The sequence below is a fragment of the Chryseobacterium sp. G0201 genome (genome assembly GCF_003815655.1).
Classification (GTDB): domain Bacteria; phylum Bacteroidota; class Bacteroidia; order Flavobacteriales; family Weeksellaceae; genus Chryseobacterium.
This window is the reverse complement of record NZ_CP033917.1, coordinates 2035112-2061239: the sequence shown is the minus strand read 5'-3', so window position 1 is coordinate 2061239 and position 26128 is coordinate 2035112. Positions and strand designations below refer to the sequence as shown.

The 26128-nt window shown below is 33.8% G+C and carries 18 protein-coding genes and 1 riboswitch; of the genes, 4 read left to right on the top strand and 14 right to left on the bottom strand.

The window, feature by feature from the left end; genetic code table 11:
* Positions 1–68: 68 nt before the first annotated feature.
* Positions 69–734, bottom strand: coding sequence for a GTP cyclohydrolase I FolE (folE, locus tag EG348_RS09295; protein ID WP_066752686.1), 666 nt, complete (start codon positions 732–734; stop codon positions 69–71).
* A gap of 98 nt (positions 735–832) precedes the next feature.
* Here folE and EG348_RS09290 point away from each other — a divergent pair, with 98 nt between their 5' ends.
* A complete protein-coding gene (locus tag EG348_RS09290; RefSeq protein ID WP_123982696.1) occupies positions 833–1987 on the top strand; it encodes a hypothetical protein in 1155 nt (384 codons plus the stop codon).
* Between the two features lie 59 nt (positions 1988–2046).
* On the opposite strand, the gene EG348_RS09285 is transcribed toward EG348_RS09290, so the two are convergent.
* The 8 genes from EG348_RS09285 to EG348_RS09250 all read right to left on the bottom strand — a co-directional run bounded on the left by EG348_RS09285 (position 2047) and on the right by EG348_RS09250 (position 13966).
* Positions 2047–3744: a hypothetical protein gene (locus tag EG348_RS09285; protein ID WP_123982694.1), complete on the bottom strand. Its 1698-nt coding sequence runs from the start codon at positions 3742–3744 to the stop codon at positions 2047–2049.
* Positions 3745–3926: 182 nt separating this feature from the next.
* A complete protein-coding gene (metF, locus tag EG348_RS09280; RefSeq protein ID WP_123982691.1) occupies positions 3927–4883 on the bottom strand; it encodes a methylenetetrahydrofolate reductase [NAD(P)H] in 957 nt (318 codons plus the stop codon).
* A 1-nt stretch (position 4884) separates the two neighbouring features.
* Entirely contained in the window at positions 4885–6300 is a 1416-nt protein-coding gene (locus EG348_RS09275; protein ID WP_123982689.1) for a P-loop NTPase fold protein, read from the bottom strand.
* Position 6301: 1 nt separating this feature from the next.
* On the bottom strand, positions 6302–8962 hold the full coding sequence (gene metH, locus EG348_RS09270) for a methionine synthase (protein WP_123982687.1): 2661 nt from the start codon (positions 8960–8962) through the stop codon (positions 6302–6304).
* A gap of 63 nt (positions 8963–9025) precedes the next feature.
* Positions 9026–10036, bottom strand: coding sequence for a homocysteine S-methyltransferase family protein (locus tag EG348_RS09265; RefSeq protein WP_123982685.1), 1011 nt, complete (start codon positions 10034–10036; stop codon positions 9026–9028).
* A gap of 182 nt (positions 10037–10218) precedes the next feature.
* Positions 10219–11385 (bottom strand): O-succinylhomoserine sulfhydrylase, encoded by a 1167-nt coding sequence (locus tag EG348_RS09260; RefSeq protein WP_123982683.1) that lies wholly within the window; start codon positions 11383–11385, stop codon positions 10219–10221.
* 100 nt (positions 11386–11485) lie between these two features.
* Positions 11486–13024 (bottom strand): ACT domain-containing protein, encoded by a 1539-nt coding sequence (locus EG348_RS09255; protein ID WP_123982681.1) that lies wholly within the window; start codon positions 13022–13024, stop codon positions 11486–11488.
* A 3-nt stretch (positions 13025–13027) separates the two neighbouring features.
* Positions 13028–13966, bottom strand: coding sequence for an alpha/beta fold hydrolase (locus tag EG348_RS09250; RefSeq protein ID WP_123982679.1), 939 nt, complete (start codon positions 13964–13966; stop codon positions 13028–13030).
* Positions 13967–14031: 65 nt separating this feature from the next.
* Positions 14032–14139: riboswitch (SAM riboswitch) on the bottom strand.
* A 187-nt stretch (positions 14140–14326) separates the two neighbouring features.
* Between EG348_RS09250 and EG348_RS09245 the strand changes: the two genes are divergently transcribed.
* From EG348_RS09245 to EG348_RS09235, 3 genes are all read left to right on the top strand, one after another.
* Positions 14327–16942, top strand: a complete 2616-nt coding sequence (locus tag EG348_RS09245) for an MGH1-like glycoside hydrolase domain-containing protein (protein WP_123982678.1) — start codon at positions 14327–14329, stop codon at positions 16940–16942.
* Positions 16943–17293: 351 nt separating this feature from the next.
* Positions 17294–19558, top strand: coding sequence for a T9SS type A sorting domain-containing protein (locus tag EG348_RS09240; protein ID WP_123982676.1), 2265 nt, complete (start codon positions 17294–17296; stop codon positions 19556–19558).
* 200 nt (positions 19559–19758) lie between these two features.
* Positions 19759–21432, top strand: a complete 1674-nt coding sequence (locus EG348_RS09235) for a T9SS type A sorting domain-containing protein (RefSeq protein WP_123982674.1) — start codon at positions 19759–19761, stop codon at positions 21430–21432.
* Positions 21433–21499: 67 nt separating this feature from the next.
* On the opposite strand, the gene EG348_RS09230 is transcribed toward EG348_RS09235, so the two are convergent.
* The 5 genes from EG348_RS09230 to EG348_RS09210 all read right to left on the bottom strand — a co-directional run bounded on the left by EG348_RS09230 (position 21500) and on the right by EG348_RS09210 (position 26128).
* Complete coding sequence (locus tag EG348_RS09230; protein ID WP_123982672.1) at positions 21500–21919, bottom strand: OsmC family protein; 420 nt, start codon at positions 21917–21919, stop codon at positions 21500–21502.
* 83 nt (positions 21920–22002) lie between these two features.
* The gene (locus tag EG348_RS09225) at positions 22003–23325 is read right to left on the bottom strand and encodes a DUF58 domain-containing protein (RefSeq protein ID WP_123982669.1); all 1323 of its coding nucleotides are present in this window, start codon (positions 23323–23325) and stop codon (positions 22003–22005) included.
* A gap of 58 nt (positions 23326–23383) precedes the next feature.
* Positions 23384–23734, bottom strand: a complete 351-nt coding sequence (locus tag EG348_RS09220; RefSeq protein ID WP_123982667.1) for a four helix bundle protein — start codon at positions 23732–23734, stop codon at positions 23384–23386.
* 59 nt (positions 23735–23793) lie between these two features.
* The gene (locus tag EG348_RS09215; protein ID WP_123982665.1) at positions 23794–24825 is read right to left on the bottom strand and encodes an AAA family ATPase; all 1032 of its coding nucleotides are present in this window, start codon (positions 24823–24825) and stop codon (positions 23794–23796) included.
* Between the two features lie 145 nt (positions 24826–24970).
* Positions 24971–26128 (bottom strand): hypothetical protein, encoded by a 1158-nt coding sequence (locus EG348_RS09210; RefSeq protein WP_123982663.1) that lies wholly within the window; start codon positions 26126–26128, stop codon positions 24971–24973.

Below are 26128 nucleotides of genomic sequence, written 5' to 3'. Positions count from 1 at the left end.
AGCAAATAATTGTAGCTATAAAAATCTGGTCTGAAACTTTTTTAAATTTTATCATTATTAATTTATTATTAATCCAATTTAGCATGGCTTCCTACATAATGTAAGAATTCCTGTCTTGTGATAGGATTTGTTTTGAAGATTCCGCTTAATTCCGCTGTTATTGTAGAACTTGCAGTATCTTTAATTCCTCTGCAATTTACACAAAGATGTTTAGCATCAATAATGCAGGCAACATTTTTTGTTCCCAAAGCTTCTTTTAAAGCGTTCACGATCTGCATTGTTAATCTTTCCTGCACCTGTGGTCTTTTAGCATAATAATCTACAATCCTGTTAATTTTTGAAAGACCAATTACTTCACCATTTGAAATATAGGCAACATGCGCTCTCCCAATGATCGGTAAAAAGTGGTGCTCGCAAAAAGAATATACAGTGATATCCTTTTCAACCAACATTTGGCTATACTTGTATTTATTGGAAAATGTAGAAATTCCCGGTTTATTTTCAGGCAGTAATCCTCCAAAAATTTCATTCACATACATTTTAGCAACACGCGTTGGAGAATCTTTCAAAGAATCATCCGTCATATCCAATCCAAGCGTTTCCATAATCTCACCGAAAAGTTCAGTGATTTTTTCTATTTTTTCCTGTGGCGATTTATCAAAAGCATCTTCCCGTATAGGCGTATGTTCTTTTCCTGTGAAAATATCATCGTCGTTATCAGTAAAATCAACCATTTTTTATTTAATTTGCAACAAAAATACGGATAATATTTGTTCGTATATTTCAATTTAACCCAAAAATATTACCTCATCTCCTCATTCGTATAAAAGTTATGATTATTGCTGAAGAAGTACACCATGAAAATCAGAAAAAGGAATTTCTAGAATTCCCTGTCAGACTTTATCAACATGACAAAAACTACATCAGACCTTTAGATAAAGATATTGAAGCTATTTTTGATCCTCAAAAAAATAAATTCTTCAAAACCGGAGAATGCAAAAGATTTATATTCAAAAATAAAGACAATAAAACCATTGGGAAAATTGCAGTTTTTATCAATCAATTATACGAACAAAATCAACCAACCGGAGGAATTGGGTTCTTTGATTGTATCAACGATCAGGAAACGGCTAATTTTATTTTTGATTATTCTAAAAAATGGCTTCAGGAAAGAGGAATGGAAGCGATGGACGGACCTATAAACTTCGGTGAAAGAGACAAATTCTGGGGATTGCTTATCGATGGTTTTATAGAACCTTTATATGGAATGAATTATAATTTTCCTTATTATAAAGAGCTTCTTGAGAATTATGGTTTTCAAATTTATTTTGAACAGCTTTGTTTTTCAAGGCCAATTTTCGCGGAAGTTTCGAGAGTTTTTACGGTAATGCATGCAAAACACAGTAAAAATCCTGCCATTTCAGCAAAACCGTTGAAAAAGAATAATCTTGAAAAGTTTGCTAAAGATTTTACTGAAATTTACAACAAAGCCTGGGCCGCTCACGGAGAAGGAAAACAGCTTGAGGAAGCAAAGACATTGAAGATGTTTAAAACGATGAAACCGATCATCAATGAACATATTTCGTGGTTTGTTTATGAAAATGAAAAACCCGTTGCCATGTGGATGAATATCCCGGATTTGAATCAATGGTTTAAATATATGAATGGGAAATTTGGATTTATTGAGAAACTAAAGTTTTTATGGATCAAAAAATTCAAAAAGAATGAAAAAATGGTTGGACTTGTCTTCGGTGTTGTCCCTGAATGGCAAAAAAAAGGACTTGAGGGTTATATGATTTGGGAAGGCACTCAACATTTAAGAAAACACACGGACTTTAAAGTTACCGAACTTCAATGGATCGGTGATTTTAACCCTAAAATGATAAAGATTGCAGAAAATTTAGATACGGAAGTGACTAGGAAATTGGCGACTTATAGATATTTGTTTGATAGAGAGAAGGTTTTTGAAAGACATCCGATGTTATAAGACAGAGTTTCGGTGCAGCCTTTGGCTGCGCCGAAACTCTTTATAAATAAATTAAATTATTATCTCAACCTCTGTATCAAAATCAAACTTCTATAAGATCGTCCGGTACCTGGAGTTTCACTTGATGATGTAGTGAAAGTATTAGTTCCGGGGCTTATCGTAAAATCAACTGTTTGTGCAGCTCCTGTGATATTAATAAAGTCATCAAAATAATAAGTTGTGGTCTGATTTGAATTATTGGTAAAATTTACCAAAGAATACTCATTATTATTTACAATACTCTTTAGAAAAACATTATTTAAAGCACTTGCTGCTGCAAAACTCCCAACAAGCCTTACCTGTATTTTGTAAATTCCTGGTTGTAATAAAATTTGATCCGCTACTCTTGCAGGTGCACCTTGCCCTGCCGTTGCAGCAACCCCGGCATTTATAGTTCCTCCTACAATTGTATTAATAAAGTTAGGCGCTGAGTTTGGAGCATTTCCCATCTCTGTTGCGGTATCATTAGAATTAAATCTTAATCCAACTTCCGTCGTTGTTGCATAAGTAGCCGCATTCAAACCTATTCTAAGAATCTGCCCTTCTACAGAAACTGTATTATTTTTATAAATATCTCCATTCGTATCAATAACCAGACCTGTAGCGGCTGTGTTGGTAGGCAATGTTGCCAGACTTTCAAATCTTACTGCACTTGAATTGGCATTGACATGAAGTCTTCTTGCAGGAGTACTTGTTCCGATTCCTACATTTCCTGCTGAACTGATTCTAAAACGTTCAAGCAAGTTACCTCCTAACGAATTACCTACATAAAAATCTTCTTCAGAACCATTGACTGCAGTAGCTCCGGTACGCACACTTCCTAACCCCCAATTGGCACCGCCGGATGTAGGTCCGCTATTGGTAAATCCTAGCAAAGAATAATTACCTGTCGCCAAAGGTGAGGTATTTCTTAAAGCAATCATTGCATATTGATTAGTAGAATTAGCCGCATCTACAATATTATACCTGTTAGAAGTTGCAGTACCAGAAATCACATGTAATTTTGTCTCGGGCGCTGCAGTGCCAACACCTACATTTCCTCCACTTGTTACAGTCACCCTAGCTAAATTATTGGTTCCAAGAGTAATAGGAGTCGTATTGGTTGTAAATATATTCATTCCCGTAGATGCTCCAGTTGTTGTTATTTGAGCAACACCAGCGTTATCCTGAAAAAGATTTAAAACAGATGTTCCTGAAGACATTGCGATTGATGCTCTATCTGTTCCGGAGGTCGTCACTCTACCCTCTGTAGCATTAGTAACTATAGATACACTACTATTTGTACTGTTATTAAAATTTAATTGATTTCCACCCGTTGTTACTGTTCTAAGTCCAGTAAGCGTTCCATTTGAGTTATAAATATTGGTAAAACCAGTAGAATTTACCACCTGCTTCCAAATTGAACCGTCAAAGTAATAATAACCCGAGCCCGAAACTTCTGCAACCTGCGTTAAACTTGGAGTTATACCTGAAGGAGCCGTAATATCTGTAACATAAACAAGCGCCCCACTTTCTGTTGCCCCATATACTCCGGCAGACTTGGCGGCTAATTGTTGTTTTGTAATTCTTGGAGCTCTAAAACCGTCTTTGATCGTTGCAGAAGCTCCATTTCCAACAACATCTAGAGTCGTTTGAGGATTTGCAGTGTTGATACCAACTTGCGCGCTAAAAGTTGTAGATAAAGAAATAAAACCTAGAAATAATATAATTTTTTTCATAAACTGAATTTTTAAACCAATATATGATTTCTAATTTAAAAATTATATTAAAAAATATATTTTAATATAGTAACTTTACTACAATTCACAATAATCATTAAATATTTACTATAAAAAATCTTCTTCAAATACAAAAGCCCTGCTAAAAAGCAAGGCTTAAAAAATCAAATATTATTTTTACTTTAGAATAACTCTCCGGCTACTTTTTTAATATTGTCACTTTTCCCCATTGAGTAAAAGTGTAAAACAGGCACTCCAAAATCAAGAAGTTCTTTGCATTGATTAATTGCCCATTCTACTCCGATTTGTTTTACGGCTTCATTGTTTTTAGCACTTTCCACTGCATTAATTAAATCTTCCGGTAAATCGATTTTGAAAACCTGTGGCAATAACTTTAAATGTCTTTTTGTTGCAATAGGTTTAATTCCGGGGATAATTGGAACTGTAATTCCCATTTCTCTGGCTTTTGTCACAAACTCGATAAATCTTTTATTATCAAAAAACATTTGGGTCACGATATAATCTGCTCCGGCATCTACTTTTTGTTTTAGCCATTTTAAATCGTAATTCATGGAAGGTGCTTCCATATGTTTTTCAGGATAACCGGCTACTCCAATGCAGAATTTGTTGTTTTCTTCACAAGCCTGTTCATCATGGAGATATTTTCCTCTTCCTAAATCATTGATTTGATGAACCAAATCCATCGCACTTTCATGACCTCCTTTTGTTGGTTCAAAATATTGATGTCCTTTCATCGCGTCACCACGAAGCGCCATCACATTATCAATCCCAAGATACATACAGTCAACCAAAAGATATTCTGTTTCTTCTTTCGTAAATCCTCCACAAAGTAAGTGTGGAACGGTATCTACATTATATTTATGCTGAATTGCCGAACAAATCCCCAATGTTCCGGGACGCATTCTGGTAATTTTACGTTCCATCAGACCGTTACCTTTATCAATGTAAATATATTCTTCGCGAGAAGTCGTCACATCAATAAAAGGAGGTTTAAATTCCATCAAAGGGTCTATATTTCTATACAAATCTTCAATTCCGATTCCTTTCTGAGGCGGAACAACTTCTAAGGAGAACAAAGTTTTTCCGTTTGCATTTTTTATGTGTTCTGTAATCTTCATTCTAATTAATTTCAGTTATTTGATTATATTGGTTTATTACGTCCTTAAAAAACATCTTTAAATCAGCACTTCTAAAATCACCTTCAAATTGATATTTGCTATATCCATCATAAGTTATAGTAAAATTATAGGGTGTACTAAAAATTTGATTTCCTGACTCATTAATTTCTTTTCGAAGATTAATGAATAAATACATTGCTCCTAATATATCTTGAAATCTCGAAAGTTGTTGAAATTCAACATCGTCTAAATATTTTAGGAAATTATTTGAACTACCAAAATATCGAATTATAGTTTTTAAAATTGAGTAAATGGGTTGAAACAAAGAAAAAAATCCAATGCTCTGATTATTAGAAATAACAGTAAATTTTTGATCAACAATTGAATTATAAAAATTTGAAATACCTAATCTTGAGAAATCATTATTAAATAGTTGTCTTGCAGAAATATAATTTTTTATAATAGCATCTGAAAAAATGAATCTTAAAAACTCAACATTTTCAGCATTATATTGATCTTCTGAAAAATTTACATTAAACCACTTAACATAATCAATATTGGAATAATTATAAACGTCTAAAGAATAAAATTTATTTATATATCCGAAAAAGTCTACATTCTCACCATAGAAATGATGATAAATATTTTCAATATTTTTTATATCACAAACTAAAATAACTTTTTCAAAGCCAAATTTATTCTCACCCAGTTTATCATGTGCTGAAAAAATATTCAGAATTCTAAAAATGTGTTCTGGATCAATTCTATCTAAGTCATCAATTACTAAAACTATCTTTTTTTCACTCGTTTTTTCAATATCTTTAACTAAGTCATAAATTAATTGTGTGATCGCATTGCTTTCATATAAGGAACCTAATTTACTTTGTTGATCAGTAAAGAAATTTTTTATAATATCTAACTCAGGATTTCCCTCAATCTTATTTTTAAAACTTTCAAAATCTTTAACGCCTACTTCAGAAAGCTTTCCTATTAATTTTCCCAAATTCTTAAGCAATCCAAAAGATCCTGAAGCCTGTTCTTCCATTATATTTTCACCAATTAAATCTGTCGTTGAAATAAAATCTTCTAAAAACTTATTTGAAAAATATTGATGTAAAAGATTTCCTTTTGAAAATTTTAAATTTTCAAATACTATAACATCTTTACTTAAAATTTGAAATAATATATCAAATTTTATTAATTCAAAAATATCATCATTAGATGCAATAGAATAATTTATTGGATTTAAGAAAATTGGAAAATATTCTTTTTCATAATTTTCATCTTTAAAAAACTCATTTAAGAAATATGACTTTCCAATACCAAATTTTCCTGAGAAAATAATCCGATTATTATTTTCAATATTTAGATGATCATCAAATTTTTGAAGAACGTTTTTTATATATTCTTTTGACATATTAATCTGCTAAATTAGGTGACAACCATTTTCTCGCTTCCTGTAAAGAAATTCCTTTTCTCTTCGAATAGTCTTTCAACTGGTCTTCTGTAATTTTTCCGAGTCCAAAATATTTTGCATGCGGACTTCCGAAATAATATCCGGAAACGGCAGCTGTCGGAAACATTGCTAAGCTTTCTGTAAGATAAACTCCGATATTTTCTTCCACTTTTAAAAGATCCCAAATGGCATGTTTTTCCAAGTGGTCCGGACAAGCCGGATAACCCGGTGCGGGACGAACTCCTTTATATTTTTCAGCAATTAAGTCATCATTACTTAAATTTTCCTGATTGGCGTATCCCCAATATTCTGTTCTTACTTTTTTATGTAAAAATTCAGCATAAGCTTCTGCAAAACGGTCTGCCAAAGCTTTTACCATAATTGCATTATAATCATCATTAGCTTTTTCATATTCATCTGATAATTCATCAGTCCCGAAACCTGTTGTCACACAGAAAGCTCCCACATAATCAGTTTTTCCTGAACTTTGAGGAGCAATAAAATCGCTTAATGCTAAATATTCTTTCCCTTTGGATTTTTGAAGTTGTTGTCTTAATGTGATGAATTTCGATTGCTGTTGACCATTTTCATCAAAGATCAAAATATCATCATCTTCAGTTGAATTTGCCTTAAAAATTCCGAAGATCGCTTTAGCTGTCAATGATTTTTCATTTAAAATTTTCTTTAAAATAACCTGAGCATCTTTAAATAATTCTTTAGCCTGCTCTCCTACTACCTCATCATCAAAAATATTCGGGTACTTCCCGTGAAGATCCCAACTTCTGAAAAACGGCGACCAGTCGATAAACGGAACCAATTCATTCAAATCCTGACCTTCAAAAACCTGTATCCCTAAATTATTCGGTGTGAAAATTTCTTCGTTTTCCCAATCGATTTTAAATTTATCTTTTCTTGCATCTTCAATAGACACATATTCTTTGTCAATCTGTCTGTTCAGAAACTTTTCACGGAAATCTGAATAGTCATTCTTTAAATCGCTTACATATTCTTTATTTCTGTCTCCCAACAAAGAACTCACCACATTTACCGCTCTTGAAGCATCATTAACGTGAACAACTGCATTTTTATATTTTAAATCTATTTTTACCGCTGTATGTGCTTTTGAAGTCGTTGCACCACCGATCAATAAAGGAAAATTAAGATTCTGACGCTCTAATTCTGATGCGATGTACACCATTTCATCTAAACTTGGCGTGATCAGACCGCTCAAACCGATAACATCAACATTATGTTCAATCGCAGCCTGAATAATCTTTTCGGCAGGAACCATTACCCCAAGGTCAACAATTTCGTAATTGTTACAGCCCAACACAACGCTCACGATGTTTTTACCAATATCATGAACGTCTCCTTTTACCGTTGCCATTAAAATTTTACCGTTAGCAGGTCTTTCACCGTCTTTTTCAGCTTCAATAAATGGCTGTAAATAGGCCACTGCCTTTTTCATTACCCTTGCTGATTTTACAACTTGTGGCAGGAACATTTTTCCGCTTCCGAACAAGTCACCGACAACGCCCATTCCTGTCATTAAATTAACTTCAATAACATGCAAAGGCTTGGCAGATTGTAACCTTGCTTCTTCTACATCTTCTTCAATAAAACGGTCGATTCCTTTTACTAAAGAATGCGTAATCCTTTCCTGCAAAGGTCTGGTACGCCATTCTAGTTCTTCAACAACTTCTTTTTTGACAGATTTATTCTTTTCAGAATAATCCAACAACCTTTCTGTTGCGTCTTCTCTTTTATCGAGAATTACGTCTTCTACAAGACCTAATAATTCTTTATTAATTTCATCATAAACCTCCAACATTGCAGGGTTTACAATTCCGATATTCATTCCCGCCTGAATCGCATGATAAAGGAAAACCGAGTGCATTGCTTCTCTCACTGTATCATTTCCGCGGAACGAGAACGAAACATTGCTTACACCTCCGCTTACAGACGCATATGGAAGGTTTTGACGAACCCATCTTGTTGCTTCGATGAAGTCGATTGCATTTCTTCTATGTTCGTCCATTCCCGTTGCAACAGGGAAAATATTTAAATCAAAAATAATATCCTCAGCCGGAAACTTCACTTCATCAACTAAAATATCATACGATCTTTTTGTGATTTCAAGTCTGCGATCGTAGGTATCAGCTTGTCCGTCTTCATCAAATGCCATGACAATAACCGCTGCACCGTATCTTTTGATTGCTTTAGCCTGTTTGACAAACTCCTCTTTACCTCCTTTTAAACTGATAGAATTTACTACAGATTTTCCTTGAACAACCTGCAATCCGGCTTCCAAGATCTCCCATTTTGATGAGTCGATCATAATCGGGATTCTGGAAATATCAGGTTCTGAACCTACTAAGTTCAGGAATTTTATCATGGAAGCTTTTCCATCGATCAATCCGTCATCAAAATTAACGTCAAGGATCTGCGCACCACCTTCAACCTGATGACGGGCAATATCCAAAGCTTCAGAAAATTTCTCTTCTTTAATTAATCTTAAAAACTTTTTTGAACCGGCAACATTCGTTCTTTCACCAACATTGATGAAATTACTTTCCGGCGTTATAATCAAAGGCTCTAGGCCTGATAGTCTTAAATATTTCATTAATTGTGTATTCTTCTAAAATAAATTAGTAGCTTTAATCTTAAGCAATAAATGTTGAAAAATTTATACAATTTCTCTCACTTTTCTCGGCTCATATTTATCAACCAAATCTGCAATTGCTTTGATATGATCTGGCGTTGTTCCACAGCAACCTCCGATAATATTGATGAGTCCTTTTTCTACATATTCTCTGATTTGTTCTGCCATAAATTCTGGTGTTTCATCATATTTTCCGAACGCGTTAGGAAGACCTGCATTAGGATAAGCTGAAACAAAGAAATCTGAATTATGTGCCAACGTTTCCAAATAGGGAGTTAATTGATTGGCTCCCAAAGCACAGTTAAAACCAACACTCAATAAATTCAAATGTGAAACTGAGATCAAAAATGCTTCTGCGGTTTGTCCACTCAATGTTCTTCCTGAAGCGTCGGTAATTGTTCCTGAAACCATGATCGGGATTTTAATTCCTCTTTCTTCATTAATTTCATCAATTGCGAAAAGTGCTGCTTTTGCATTTAACGTATCGAAAATAGTTTCAACCAATAAAATATCTGAACCTCCGTCTAGTAAAGCTTCAGACTGTTGTTTGTAGGCAATTCTCAATTCGTCAAAAGTGATTGCTCTGTATCCTGGGTCGTTTACATCCGGACTTAAACTTGCCGTTCTGTTCGTTGGTCCGATCGAACCCGCTACAAATCTTGGTTTATCAGGATTTTGAGCTGTAAATTCATCACAAGCTTTTCTTGCAATTTTTGCCGACTCATAATTCAGTTCGTACACCAGATCTTCCATGTGGTAATCTGCCATCGCAATGGTTGTTCCTGAAAAAGTATTGGTTTCGATGATGTCTGCTCCTGCTTCCAGATATTTTTTGTGAACTTCCTCGATCGCATGAGGCTGCGTTAATGAAAGTAGATCATTATTTCCTTTTACAGGATGCTCATAATCCTTGAAACGGTCGCCACGGTAATCTTCTTCCTCGAATTTATATCGCTGAAGCATTGTTCCCATTGCTCCGTCTAACACAAGGATTCTTTCGGATAATGCTTTATATAATTGTTCTGAATTTTTCATTTTTATTTATTTTTCATCGTTGAATTAATGATTAATATTTTTTCCACAGGTTTCACCTATGGCTATTGTTGTTGAACCCTCCGGGTTCTTTTGCAGCCCGACTTGAGCGGAGCTCTTTTTTGTGTAGCAAAGCGAAACAAAAAAAGCGGGAGCGGAAGGCGGAGATAGCTGCCCAAATTATTTTAATCCAATGCCTGTTTCAGATCTGCGATGATATCGTCTACATTTTCCAAGCCTACCGAACAACGAACCAAACCAGCCGTAATTCCTACTTCATTTCTTTCTTCATCTGATAATTTCGAGTGCGTGGTAGAAGCCGGATGCGTAACAATCGTTCTGGTATCACCAAGATTGGCAGAAAGAGAACACATTTTTATTTTATCTAAAAAGTTTCTTCCGCCTTCAATTCCGCCTTTGATTTCGAATGCAACGATATTTCCGCCCAACTTCATCTGTTTTTTTGCCACTTCATAACTTGGATGAGATGACAGGAATGGATATTTTGTTAATTCTACATTCGGATGACTTTCTAAAAACTCGGCTACTTTTAAAGCATTTTCGCAGTGCTTTTCTACACGAATTGCTAATGTTTCCAAGCTTTTTGATAGAACCCAAGCGTTGAAAGGCGACATTGCAGGTCCCGTATTTCTTGCAAAAAGGTAAATTTCACGAATCAAGTCTTCTCTACCAACCGCTACTCCACCTAAAACACGCCCTTGACCATCGATCAATTTTGTTGCTGAATGAACAACAACATCTGCACCATATTTAATCGGCTGTTGAAGATAAGGTGTTGCAAAACAATTATCTACAATAAAAATAAGGTTATGCTTTTTTGCTATTTTTCCAAAAAACTCTAAATCTAATACTTCAATCGCAGGATTTGTAGGTGTTTCAAGGTATAAAATCTTGGTATTTGGTTGAATATATTTTTCTACGTTTTCTGCATCTTGCGCTTTGAAATAAGTTGTTTCGATATTCCATTTCGGGAAATATTTTGTAAACAACGTGTGAGTAGATCCGAAAACTGACTGACAGCTCACAATGTGATCTCCGGCATTCAATAAAGTTGCAAAAGTTGAATAGATCGCGGCCATTCCTGTTGCAAAAGCATATCCTGCTTCTGCGCCTTCCATTTTCACAATTTTATCTGTGAATTCCGTTACATTAGGATTTGAAAATCGGCTGTATAAATTCTTTGGCTTTTCTTCGGCAAAACTTGCTCTCATATCTTCCGCATCCTCAAAAATAAAGCTGGATGTAAGATATAATGGCGTAGAATGCTCATCAAACTGGGTTCTTTCAGTTTGCGTTCTTATTGCGAAGGTTTCAAAATTTTCGTTTTCCATTTCTATATTTTCCGTAGGTTTTATTTACGGTTGTTTGTTATTATTTTGTTCCATAGGTTTCACCTACGGCTATTGATATTGAACCCTTCGGGTTCGCTGATTATTTAGTTTCGCTTACTCTTAAAATATCTCCGAAAACACCTCTTGCGGTAACTTGCGCTCCGGCTCCAGCTCCCATGATTACGATTGGGTTTTCACCATAACTTTCAGTATAAATTTCAAAGATTGAATCTGAACCTTTTAATTGTCCTAAAGCGGAAGTTGCGGGAACAGAAATTAATTTCACATCCAATTCACCTTTATCTTTTTGCAGATCTCCATGTAAATCTCCAACATATCTTAATACATGACCAGGTTCTTGGTTTTCCTTTATTTTTTGGTATTCATCATCTAATTCTGCAAGTCTTGTAAGAAATTCCGGTTTAGAAATAGATGATAAACTTTCAGGTACTAAATTTTGAACATTGATATCGTCAAATTCATTTATTAAATCTAGTTCTCTAGCCAGAATCAATAATTTTCTAGCAACATCATTTCCTGACAAGTCTTCTCTTGGATCCGGTTCTGTATAACCTTTTTCTAAAGCTTCATTGATGATTGTTGAAAATTTATCATTTCTCAAAGAAAAATTATTGAAAACATAGCTCAATGTTCCGGAGAATACGCCTTTGATTCTTGTGATATTTTCTCCTGAAAGGTGTAATAATTTTATTGTATCGATTAATGGTAAACCCGCCCCAACATTCGTTTCATACAAATAACGTCTGTTATTTTTGTTCAACGTATATCTTAGTTTACGGTATTCTTCGATTGGAAGTGTGTTGAAAATTTTATTGGAAGAGACCAAGTCAAATCCATTTTCTGCTAAAGCATGATAATTATGAACAAAATCTTTACTCGCGGTATTATCAACAACGATCAGGTTTTCCAGTTGATTTTCTTTCGAGAATTTAATTAATTCCTGAACATCTGACGGACTTTCTGCCGTTAAAACCTCATCATTCCAGTTGGCATCAAAACCTTTCTTGTTGAAAGCAATTTTTCTTGAATTGGCAACTGCAACAACTTTAAGATCGATTTTTTTACGTCTTCTGATTTCTTCTGATGACTGTAAAACCTGTTCGATCAAAGTTTTTCCCACATTTCCATGACCGATAATTGCTAAATGAACCGTTTTTGGTTTTTTAGAAATTTCGGATTCGATGATATTTTTCGCTTTTTCATCTTGCGAAGAAGTTACCACGATATTTACACGTCCTTCACTTGCTACTTGATTTAAAAGTAACGGGAAAACGTTATTTCTAGCTAATTCTGCCAAAATTTTGTTGAAATCTTCTGCAACAAAGCCTAAAACTGACACATTATTTATGCTGTAAATCTGAGAAACTTTCCCTGATTTTCTTTCTGCTTCAAATTCGTCAATCAGACAATTTACCGCTTTTTCAGAGTCAGCTTCCTGAACCAAAATTGATAATCCGTTTTCAATTGCCTGTTGAGAAATTACTCCAACACTGATTCGCGCTAAAGTAAGCGCTTTAAAAATTCGTCCGTCAATCCCTATTTCACCTAAGAAATCCTCTCCTTCAAATTTAATGATTGATCTGTTTTTCAAAAATTTTATTTCGTTAGCATTTTTCATCGTCTATAAAATATTTTTAATGATTTTATTTAATTGTTCGTATTCCATTAAGAAGGCGTCGTGCCCATGAATTGATTTGATCTCGTGATAGAAAATATTTTCCTTTTTTTCTTTAAGCTTTTCAAAACACATTCGGATTTCGGAAGCAGGAAAGAATAAGTCTGTATCAACGGAGATCATGTGCATTCGCGCCTGGATTTTCTCCAATTGAATTTCTTCTGCGTTAATGTTCATTAATAGATGATTCATCAGTTTATAAGATTTTAAACTAAATCTTTCGTTTAATGAATTTCCGTGATAAACAAGCCAATCTTCCGATTCTAAAAGCTGTTTTTCCTGATTATATTTGTTTTGAAATCTATCGTTTAAAGATTGAGGTGTTCTGTAACACAACATCGCATGAATTCTGGCTTTTTGCAGTGGTTTATCATTTCCATTTAATAAAAATTTCTGAACCAGACATTGTGCATGAAGCCAATCGTGCGTTTTGTAATCGCAGGCAATTGGGATGAAGATCTCGGCAAGATTTGGATTTTTTGTCAACATTTCCCAGCCGATTCCACCTCCTAGAGAACCTCCAATAATGGCGTACAAGTTTTTTATATTAAGTTTTTCAAGGCCTTTTAAAAAGATATTGGCAATATCTGAAGGCGTGAAATCTTCATATTCATCAATTAAAAAATTATCATAACCGTTTCCGGGAATATTGAAACACAGAACTGTATATTTGTTTGTATCGATAACCTGATTTTCACCAATTAATTTTTTCCACCATCCTTTTTCTCCTGAAACATCTGAATTTCCGGTTAAGGCATGATTAACTAAAATGATCGGTGCTGAAAACAGGTCTTTCCCGAAAAGCTGATAGCTCAACGGGATATTGTATTCCTTTTTGGAATTCGTTTGATACGAAAGATTAATATAGTTTAGTTCTGTTTTCAATTCTATTATACTTTTTGATAATACAATTTGAAAATGCCATTAGAAATGGCTGAAAGAACTTCAGTAAGTTATCTGTCCAAATAAATTTTGGTAGAACGTAGCACCTTCTTCGCTTGCGCAAAGGGTTGCTAAGGTTTCACAGGGTCTAATCCCTCAACCTTTCTTGATAACATTTTCAATATGTGAATGATCGAATGCTGCAAAGATAGAAATTTTCTTTTAAATATTTATAAAAATTTAATTTAATCTCGAAAAGCCTTTAAACAAAAGAGTTCCAAGGACATGTTAAGTATTCTTCAAATTCAAAATGTTGGAATTATTTTTCAAAAAACTTACCTTCGTAATGAAAAGTGATGAAATATGAGTGTTGAAAAACAAAGATTACAAGATAAAGACTGGAAAAACTGGGGACCTTATGTAAGTAACCGACAATGGGGAAATGTGCGTGAAGACTACAGTCCGGACGGCAATGCGTGGGGATCTACAAGTCATGACAAAGCCGAAAGCTATGCTTACAGATGGGCAGAAGAAGGCATCGCAGGAATCTCTGATCCGAAGCAGCTTTTATGTTTTGCGCTTTCTTTCTGGAACAAAAAAGATAAGATGGTAAAAGAGCGATTTTTCGGGTTGAGCAATCATCAGGGAAATCATGGTGAAGATATTAAAGAAATCTTTTATTATTTAGACAACACCCCTACTCACAGTTACATGAAGATGGTATATAAATATCCCATCAACGAGTTTCCTTATGATCAATTAATTTCCGAAAATGGGAGACGAAGCAAAAAAGAACCTGAATACGAGATTTTTGATACCGGAATCTTTAATAACAATGAATATTTTGATATTTTCATTGAATATTGTAAAGCTGAACATAATGATATTTTAGTAAGGGTAACGGTAGCCAACAGAAGTCAGAATGATGCGCCTATATTGGTTGCTCCGACCGTCTGGTTCAGAAACAACTGGAAATGGGGCTACAATACTTACAAAGGTCAGCTAAATGCTTCTTCGGAAAGCTGTATCGATATTAATCATGACAGTATTTCTATTAAAAAATTCTATTCCAGAAAGAGTAATTCAAATAGCGTTTTTTGTGAAAATGAGACGAATTGTCCCAAATTATACGGAACACTTTATTCCGGAAACACCTATTTTAAAGACGGAATTAATGATCATATCATTTATGGAAGTAATACTGTAAATCCAGAAAAAAGAGGTACAAAAGCTTCTTTTTTAATTGATGAAATGATTGGAGCCGGAGAATCAAAAACTTTTGATTTCAGACTTTCTCCGAATGAAACTGATGAACCATTTAATCAATTTGATGAAATTTTTAGAACAAGAATTTCCGAAGCTGATGAATATTATCATGAAATTCAGCATGATGTAAACAGTGAAGACGAAAAAAATGTACAAAGACAAGCTTTCGCAGGATTACTTTGGAACAAACAATTTTATCATTATAATGTTGGAAAATGGTTAAAAGGTGATCCTAATTTTGAGGCTCCAAGAGATTTCAATAATTATGTAAGAAATACGGAGTGGAATCACATGCATAACAAAGACATTATTTCCATGCCTGATAAGTGGGAATATCCTTGGTATGCAACTTGGGATCTGGCTTTCCACTGTGTTCCTTTTGCCATCATTGATGCTGAATTTGCCAAAAACCAGCTTCTTTTATTGACCAAAGAATGGTACATGCATCCGAACGGACAACTTCCGGCTTACGAATGGAACTTGAGTGATGTAAATCCGCCAGTTCATGCCTGGTCGTGCTTCCGTGTTTTTAAAATCGATGAAAAAACAAATGGAAAACCTGATCTTTTATTTTTAGAAAAAGTTTTTCAAAAACTGCTTCTAAATTTTACTTGGTGGGTTAACAGAAAAGACAAAAACGGAAAAAATATCTTTGGTGGAGGATTCTTAGGACTCGATAATATCGGAGCTTTTGACCGAAATATGGAATTGAAAGACGGTCAGCATCTCGAACAAGCCGACGGAACAAGCTGGATGGCAATGTACGCTCTGAATATGATGAGAATGGCAATGGAACTTGCTCAATATTATCAGGTTTACGAAGATATGGCGATCAAATTCTTTGAACATTATCTTTACATTGCTGAAGCCATGGAAAACATGGGTGACGGAAAAGAAGGTCTATGGAACGAAGAAGACGGATTTTTCTATGACGTGCTTCAACTAGGAAACGGTGAAAGTGCTACTTTACGTTTAAGGAGTATTGTCGGGCTAATTCCTTTGTTTGCTGTGGAAGTTATTGATCATCATTTGCTTGATAAGATGCCAAACTTTACGACAAGAATGGAATGGATCTTAAAAAACAAACCGGAATTAACAAAACTTGTGTCTCATTGGGAAGAGGAAGGTCACGGAAGAAAGCATTTGATGAGTATTCTGCGTAAAAACAGATTGTCGAAAGTTCTGACAAGAATGCTTGATGAAAAAGAATTTTTAAGCTCGTACGGAATCAGGGCAATGTCTAAAGTATATGAAGAAAACCCGTTTGTGTTTTCTGTACATGGTAGAGAAAATAGGGTCTATTATACTCCCGCAGAAAGTGACAGCAGAATGTTTGGAGGAAACAGCAACTGGAGAGGTCCAATTTGGTTTCCTATCAATTTTCTGATCGTGGAAAGTTTGCAACGCTTCCATTTTTATTACGGAAACAGTTTAAAGGTAGAATTACCAACTGGAAGCGGTGACAAAAGAAATCTTGACGAAGTTGCCCAAAATATCAGCGGCAGGCTTTGCTCTATATTCTTAAAAGATGAAAATGGAGAAAGAGCTTTCAATGGAGGAAATGCGACATTTAATCATGATGAAAATTTTAAAAATTACATCACTTTCTTTGAATATTTCCATGGAGATAATGGTCGCGGAGTTGGCGCATCACATCAAACTGGATGGACTGCCACCGTCGCAAAATTAATGAAACCCAGAATGACGATATAATTCTAAGCCTCTTTTTAAGGGGCTTTTTTATGGACTGAATCTATAGATTTATATCTAAATTATAATAGTCGCGAGATATCTATAATTTATTTATATTTGCATCACAAAAACACAAATGAAAACAAAATTCCCTTTTGCTTTCCTAATATTCTTATTAGGAAAACTTAAACAGAACTGCTCTGTCTATATCTTGCTTTTTAAAGCTGGTTTCTTTTTTAACACCAAAAAGCAATTAATTACTCAATAAATCTGCTAATATTTTCTTGATAATATTTTTTATCAAACATCAATATTTTTTCTTAAAAAGAATAAAATCAGCTAAAATTAAAACACACAATAAAAAATTATACTATGAAAACAAAATTATTTCTTTTGCTTTCTTTCTCGATGTTCATGTTGGGATTAAAAGCGCAAATATTGAATCTGGAAGGAAATTTTAAAGCAAAACTAGTTGCTTCCTCATCAGGAAATATGATAGCAAAGGATCTAAACGGAAATTATTTTGCAGTAGATGCAAATGCAGATGGAGATATTAGTAAAAATGAAGCTGAAAAAGTAAGTGAACTGAATTTATCAAATTCTAATATACATGAACTTGACGGAATATTTCAATTCAGAAATCTTGTAAAACTTGACTGCTCTAATAACACCATTCAAAGATTAGAATTACAGGGGTTGGAAAGCCTGCAAACAATTATAGCCAACAATAATAATATCGCTGGTGCTTATTTTCAATATTCCCCAAACATCAAGAATATTGATTTAGCTAACAACAGCCTTATTTATATCAACGTATCAAATTTACCTAATCTTATTACCGTTAATTTATCCGGAAATCAGCTTTCAGGTTTGTCTTTTATTGATGCGCATCCGAATAACATTCAAACACTTAATGTTTCGAACAATCCTGTATTAACGGAAGTTTTAAAAGACAGTTCTGATATTTTACCATCCACAGGAAGTATTTCACAAACAATTAGTACAATACCTTATCTTGATCCGACTTTTAAAGCAGCATTACTTTATTCATCCTCATCTAATATGGTTGCAAAAAATCTTAGTAATCAATATTTTAAAATTGATGCAAACGTAGATGGTATTTTACAATTGTCTGAGCTTTCTCAAATTAAAGAATTGGATTTGAATGAATCTTATCCTATTACTCCTACATCTTTAAGCTCTATCAATACGTATGGAATGATTAATTTGAAAAAAATTAAATATGATGGTGTCGGGCTAGAAAATATGGGGCAAACACAATTCTATTATTGGGGCAGCTTATATGATGTAGATTTAAAAGGTTCTCCAAATCTAGAAACTATAGCATTTAATGATCATCCTTTAAGAGGAATTGATGTAAGTAATATGGCCAACTTGACTAGCCTAGAAATAAGCATTGAAAACAATTCTTTTACACCAACTAGCTTACCAGAAAAAGGAATGAGGTTGAAATATTTAAAAGGTGAAAACTGTACATCACTTATAAATATTGATTTGAGTTTTCAAAGTGCCTTAGAAATGGTTAATCTAAAAAATTGTATTTCTCTGACTCAATTTAATCATAACCATCAAGATTATTTTGGTCCGAACCATATTTCTTCCCCGGAAAAATTGGCTTTAAGAGATGTGAATCTAGAAGGTTGTACAAATTTAGTTTCTACCAATGTTGCGAGAACAAGTCTTACCAACCTAAATGTAAAAAATTGTCCAAACTTACAAGAAATTATTGCCTATAAAGGCTTGCTTACAACCATAGATAATATTTTGATGGATAACAGCCCAAATATCAAAGCATTATCCGTAACGGCAAACAAAATTACAAATGTGAATCTATTAAAAATGCCAAGTGTAGAAATATTAGACTGTAATTCTAACATGATAACCAGCATTCAAGGAAGTTCAAACAACTTAAAAAAGCTTCATGTTTTTAATAATAATCTGACTGCCTTCAACATTCACAGTACTCCAAACTTAGAGTTGATTTCGATTGGATATAATAAATTCGTTGATATAGATTTTAGCGGACATCAGAAATTACAATCAATTCTTATTAAAGACTATGGTTACAATGAGTTTTATGACAGTAATATGCCAACCCTAAATGGTGATAATTATCTAAAAAGTCTGAATGTAAATAATTGTCCAAACATGCAAAACTTCATCTTAGCATCTTCTGTATTGGAAAGATTATACATAAAAAATGGTGTAAATGAAATGATTGATTACCTTATTGCATCACCAAGTCAATTCATATGTTGTGATGCGAGCGAAGCTGCGGCCATACAGGATCAATTAGATATGATGGGTAATACAACTTGTGCTGTTTATACCGATTGCAACACAACCGGTCCCGTATTATCAACAAATAATATTTCAAACGAAAAAAATTCTGTGAATATTTATCCAAATCCTACGAAAGGAGATGTGAATATAGCTGCTGATTCTAAGATCAATTCAATTGAAATTTATGATGCGCAGGGAAGAATTATTCAGAAACAAATAGGAATTAATTCTCAAAACACGAAAGTTTCTATTCATAGTAATACTTCGGGAATATATATTCTTAAAATTATTACAGAAAAAGAAACACTTACTAAAAAGATCATTAAAAACTAAGGAAATCATTTTTCAATATTCTACCCTTTCATTCAATGGAAGGGTATTTTTTATAATTAATTACTATCTAATTATTAATAAATAAAGCAAAGACACCTAAAAAACATTTTTAATTAAAATTTAATATTAATTTTAAAATTTTATTAAATTATTTACAACATAATACATATATTAGCACAACAAAAATCATTACTGCTTCTATGAAAACAAAACTACTACCTATTACGGGCTTGGTATTATCAAGCATGTTTATTAATCAAATTAAAGCGCAGGAATATCAGTCGATAGCAATTCAAAGCGGTTTCAATGCCGATGTTATCGCAAACGGAGTTGGCCCCTCAGCTTCATCTACCAACAATGATGTAGACGGCGTGAGTTATGCTTTTGTATCTAGGGATTTTCAATTGACCTCTTCAAGTACAGCGCTCACTTATGGACTTCCTATTAACAGAATTATCAATTCGGCTGTAGGATCCACTTCGGGATTGAGTTATCAGCTTGCACCTTACAGCTCCAACAATTCTTTAAGACTACAAAACGTAAATGATTCCGGAACATTAACTTTTTCAACACCTACACCGGTTCTGAGTTTATACATGTTGGCAACTGGCGGAAGTGGTGACTGTACAGTAAATGTTACCGTTAATTTTTCAGATTCTACCACTCAAACTTTTAGTGGAGTTGATATCTCAGATTGGTATTATGGATCAAATTTTGCCATTCAGGGGATTGGAAGGATTAATATCAATAATGACAATTTAGAAGCCGGAGGCGGAACAGATCCTAGATTATATCAAATTCCGTTAGCAATAGATGCCGGGAATCAGTCAAAAAATATACAAAGTGTTACAGTAACCAAAGTATCAGGAGGAGTTCCTAATATTTTTGCTTTTTCGGCAGATCTCTATGCTGCATGCGCTTCACCATCCAATATTACGTATACTTCTACGATGACAGGCGCTACTTTGAACTGGACAGCTCCTGCCAGCGCACCTTTATCAGGCTATCAATACTATGTAAGCACTTCTCCTAATGCCCCAACTGCGACAACTACCCCCACAGGAAGCGTAGCAGCAGGAAATACTTCCGTAACCTTAAATAGTTTGGCTACAGGGCAGACGTATTATTTCTGGGTAAGATCAAATTGTGGCTCATCACAAGGTTTCTGGAAAATGAAAGAGTTTGCTACCGGGCAAGTCTCTACAAGCTACACATCAGGAGTTATCAATACAATGTACAGCAGCGGTACACCAAGCATTACAGCGACAACAAACTGTCCGGGCTTACTTACAGTGGCAGTTCCGGCAGGTTACAAAATAAAATCAACCGGTGTATCTTATACGATGACCACTCAAGGAAACGGATGGATGTCTGAACAAAAGAGTTTGTTAGTTTGTACAACCAATGGTACTTCAGAACCATCTGTAACATCTGGTTCAGGCGGTACCACAGGAACTTTCTCTTATGAAAGATCAGGTTTAACTTTAGCAAATGACCTTACAGGAAATGTAAATTTTGAACTGAGAGCCTGGAGAACTTATGGTGGATCTGACTGTAGTGCAGATTATAACCTTGTTGATGATAATACATGGAAGGTTATTATAACTTTAGAGCCATTGGTTTTAGCTACAAGTGAGGTAAAAGCCGAAAAACAAATCGTTGCTTATCCTAATCCGTTCACGGATGTTTTAAATATTGAAAAATCAGACAACGTGAAACGTGCTGTGGTTACAGATCTTTCAGGGATTACTGTGAAAACTTTTGATAATCCATCTTCAGCATTACATTTGGAAGGTGTGAAAGCAGGAGTATACATTTTAACACTGACAGCAAAAGACGGTACCGTAAAAAGCACAAAAATCATTAAAAGATAATACCCAAATTATTGACAAACAAAAACCCGGACATCAAATCCGGGTTTTTTATTTTACGTTTTTTAGCTTAAATCTTTTCTCCATTCACAAAAACTTCATAACCAATTTCTACATTGGGTTCCAAAGTTTTAGAAACTGAACAGTATTTTTCGAAAGATAATTCTGCAGCTTTTTGCGCTTTTTTGGGATCGATATTTCCTTCTAGTAAAAATTTAACTTTAATTGCTTTAAAAGGTTTTGCATCTTCGATCTGAACTCTCTCTCCTTCAACTTCTGCTTTAAAATCTGTAATCTCCTGTCTTTGTTTTTTAAGGATAGAAACAATGTCTATTCCGCTGCATCCTGCAACTGCCATTAAAACACTTTCCATTGGAGAAACTCCTTTTGCGCCGGGTTGTGTTGTATTATCCAAAAGAATAGAATTTCCTTGAGAATTCGTACATTCAAATAAAAAATCGTCGTTTATTCTGTTAAGTGTTATTTTCATGTGATTTATTTATAAATGATAATTGATAAATGTTAAATGATTCAATATATAGAATAAGTATTTAAAATTATAATAAGGCAAAATTATAAAATTCCTCTCGCTTTTATCTCTAAATATTTATTGATAACATCGATATTTAAATTTTCAGGAAGCGTATACACCGTATAAATTCCGTATTTACGAAGTTCCTGAATGATCAATTTCTTTTCAAACTCAAATTTCTCAGCAATAATTTCATCATAGATTTCCTGCATACTTTCCGGATTTTTATCGATCAAAGTATGAAGTTCTGCATTTTTGAAAAACACAACAACCAACAAATGATTTTTTGCAATTCCGCGGAGATATTTTAATTGACGGTTTAATCCATCCAATGTTTCAAAATTTGTAAATAATAAAATTAAACTTCTCTGATTGATAGAATATTTTACGTCTTGATATAATCTGTTAAAGTCACTTTCAAAAAAGTTGGTATTGATATTATAAAGTGCTTCCGAGATCTTTTTAAGCTGACCGGATTTATTTTCCGCCGCAATTTTATTTTCGGTCTTCTTCGAGAAAGTCATCATTCCAGCCCTGTCTCCTTTTTTCAAAATAATATGAGACAGCGCCATGGTTGCATTGATGGAATAATCCAAAAGGCTTAATCCTTTGAAAGGCATTTTCATCGTTCTTCCGGTATCAATCAACATAAAAATACGCTGTGATTTCTCATCCTGAAACTGGTTGACCATTAAACGGTTTGTTTTGGAAGTCGCCTTCCAATTGATCGTTCTGATATCATCACCGGGAACATATTCTTTGATCTGCTCAAATTCCATGGTGTGACCGAGCTTTCGGATCTTTTTAATTCCGCCCATTAAAAACTCGCTTTGCAGAGCCATTAATTCGTACTTTCTCAAATGTACAAATGACGGATACGAAGCTAAATTAGCATCTTTTTGAAACCTAAATCTTTTAGAAATAAAACCTATTGGCGATGAAGCATAAATATTTAAGCTTCCAAAATTATATTCTCCTCTTTCTTTTGGTTCTAAAGTATATTGAAAATAAGTATTTCGCCCGGATTCGATCAGTTTTTTAATTAAAAAATCTCTCTTTTGAAACTGAAACGGAATTTCATCAATAATTTTAGCATTGATCTTAAAACTGTAATTATTTTTTATATCAATTTTTACAGGATTCTCGTCACCGTTGGATAATTTCTCTGGTAAGACTCTTTGTGCCAAAATGCCGTCTTTTTGGTTAAAAATTAATAAATAATCAACCATCACCGCAAGAAAACACAAGACCAAAACACTATGCGCAACAACCATTAAAATCGGAAAGAAAAACGCAAAAACATAAAGGATCCCCACTCCAATGAGTGCGAAAAAAAAGCGTGTATTGATGTATAAGTTTTTCATTTATTTGGTTGCAGGTAGTTGATTTTAGGTTATAGGCTTGGGTGAATGTTTTAAAGTTTTATTTTAAAGAGTTAATAAGTCCGTTTAACATTTTTGAAATTTCTATAATATTCTGATTTAATTGTAAATATTCGTTTTCATTTAAAAAGTTGAGGTTTTTTGAAATAATTAATTGCGTTTCAACTTCTGCACAACTTCCTCTAGAAATCTTTAGAAATTGCAGATAATCAGGTTTACTTCTTCTTGAGTTTCCTTCTGCAATATTTGAAGGTATTGAAACCGATGCTCTCCTGATCTGAGATTTCAACCCAAAGGTTTCATCTTTAGGAAAACTTTCTGTCGTCCTATAAATTTCAGTAACAAAATTAATAGACTTCTGCCAAACCAATAATTCTTTAAAATTTGCCATAACTTAAAAACTTTAACCTTGAATCTGTAAACTATAACCTGCAACCTTTTATATGCAACCTACCTCGGAATTTCTATTCCTTCTAATATTTGGCGTATAATTTCATCAGCAGTTAAACCTTCCATTTCTCTTTCCGGCGAAACAATTACTCTGTGCCTCAAAACTGCGTAACTTGCTTCTTTGATGTCTTCCGGAGTTACAAAATCTCGTCCTCTTAATGCTGCAAAAGATTTTGAAGCGGTTAATAATGCTAAACTTGCTCTCGGCGAAGCTCCCAAATATAAAAACTGGTTCTCTCTTGTGTTTACAATGATTTTCGCAATATATTCCATCAAATGAGTCTCAACAATGATCTCTTTAACCAATTGTTGATAACTCTTTAATTGCTGTGCTGTGACAACGCGATTTACAACTTCAGTTTTATCTTCTCTTTTGCTTTCGTGCTGATTTTTGATGATTGCAATTTCCTGTTCCAGATTTGGATAGCCTACATTAATTTTAAATAAGAAACGGTCTAATTGCGCTTCAGGAAGCCTGTACGTCCCTTCATGCTCAATAGGGTTTTGTGTCGCAACTACTAAGAACGGTTCTTCCATTACATAACGGATTCCGTCCATTGTAATTTGTCTTTCTTCCATTACTTCAAACATCGCAGCCTGAGTTTTTGCAGGCGATCTGTTGATCTCATCGATCAGAATAAAATTGGAGAAAATCGGACCTTTTTTAAATTCAAATTCAGAATTTTTGACATTAAAAATTGATGTTCCCAAAATATCGGAAGGCATCAAATCCGGTGTAAACTGAATTCTGCTAAATCCAACATCAATTGTTTTAGCCAACAATTTTGCCGTGATCGTTTTTGCAACTCCCGGAACACCTTCGATCAAAACGTGACCGTTTGATAAAAGTGCAGCCAAAAGATGCTCAACCATATTTTCCTGACCAACAATTACTTTTGCAATTTCAGATTTTACTTTTTCTAAACTTGCACGAAGCTCGATCATATCAATTCGGGATTGAAAATCGCCTTCTTTTTTATCTAGATTTATAGAACTTTGATTTTCTAAGTTTTGGTTTTCAAGGTTTTCCATATTAATATATTTTTCAATATAACAATGTATCAATGTAACAGTTTACCAATAATTATATCGTTACATTTTAATTATTTTGTTTAATTTTCAATTGATTGGGCTTCATCCAACCCTGTTTTAAGTTTTCTCTTCGGGACTCCCGTTTTTATTTTAAAATTTCATCTAAAATCTTATTCATTCTTGCTAAATCTTCCTTCATCACGCTTGCATAAGGATCTTGAGCTTTTTTGATAAGGTTTATTGCTTCATTGATCATCTCAATTGGTTTTCCTGTTTTTAATTGAAGCTTTTTAGCAAATTCTTCATCTAAATTTTGGGTATCAATGAGGAAATCCATTCTTACTTTATTGAGAAAATATTGGCCTTTTTTCGACATCATATCATGAAAATCGCCTTCCTGAAGATAAAGATTTCCGATACTTTTCACAAAATCTACCGAAGTATTTTTCAAAGGCTCGATGATCGGAACAATTCGCTGTTTTCGTTTTGCATTAAAGAAAATAAACAATACCAATCCTCCTAAAAACACCCACCAGGCATATTTTAACGCAGGATTTGACAAAATAAATCTCATGAAAAAACGAGAAACTTTCGCATTGCTTTCTACAAACCAAAGCGTTTCTTTGTCATCAAGATACGAAAAAACATCTTGAGCATATTTTATATTTCCCGATTTCAAAAGATAATAATTCGTCATGAAAAGCGGCTCACAGTGAACATAAATATTTCCTTTTCCGAATTTAATTTTAATAAAATTGGCTTGATCAGAATTATTCTTTTCAACCGTTTTTCCTAAAACTTCAACTTGAGGTTTAATATAAGAAAATCCTCTGCCTGACGGAAATTTATCTAATTTAATAAAATCGTTCTGGTATTTTTTATCGGTTAGTTTTAAAACATTTTCATCCGCAAAAGAGATTTCCGAATCATAATATCCAATGCTGTCTGAAACTTCTTTTGGAATTTGGCTTACAATGAACATCGCATCTGAACCCTTGGAAACCTGATCCAAAATCTTGTTCCAGGATTCTGTGTCTATTTCAGTTTCTACCACCAGAATATTATGAGATTCTTTTTTGTGACTATTGTAATAATCGTAAGGTGTCTGATCTATTTTTTTTAGTTTATTTTTAAAAAGATCTTTAGCTTCATGATCGAAAACGAATAATCCGAAAGGTGATTTTTCATTCGTATCAAAATTCTTACGCCAGTCTGTAACCTCTTTTTTGTTCACTTCAAGCAACGCCAAAATCACCATCACAACGATGAAAATTACAGCATATATTTTGAAAGTTTTATTCAT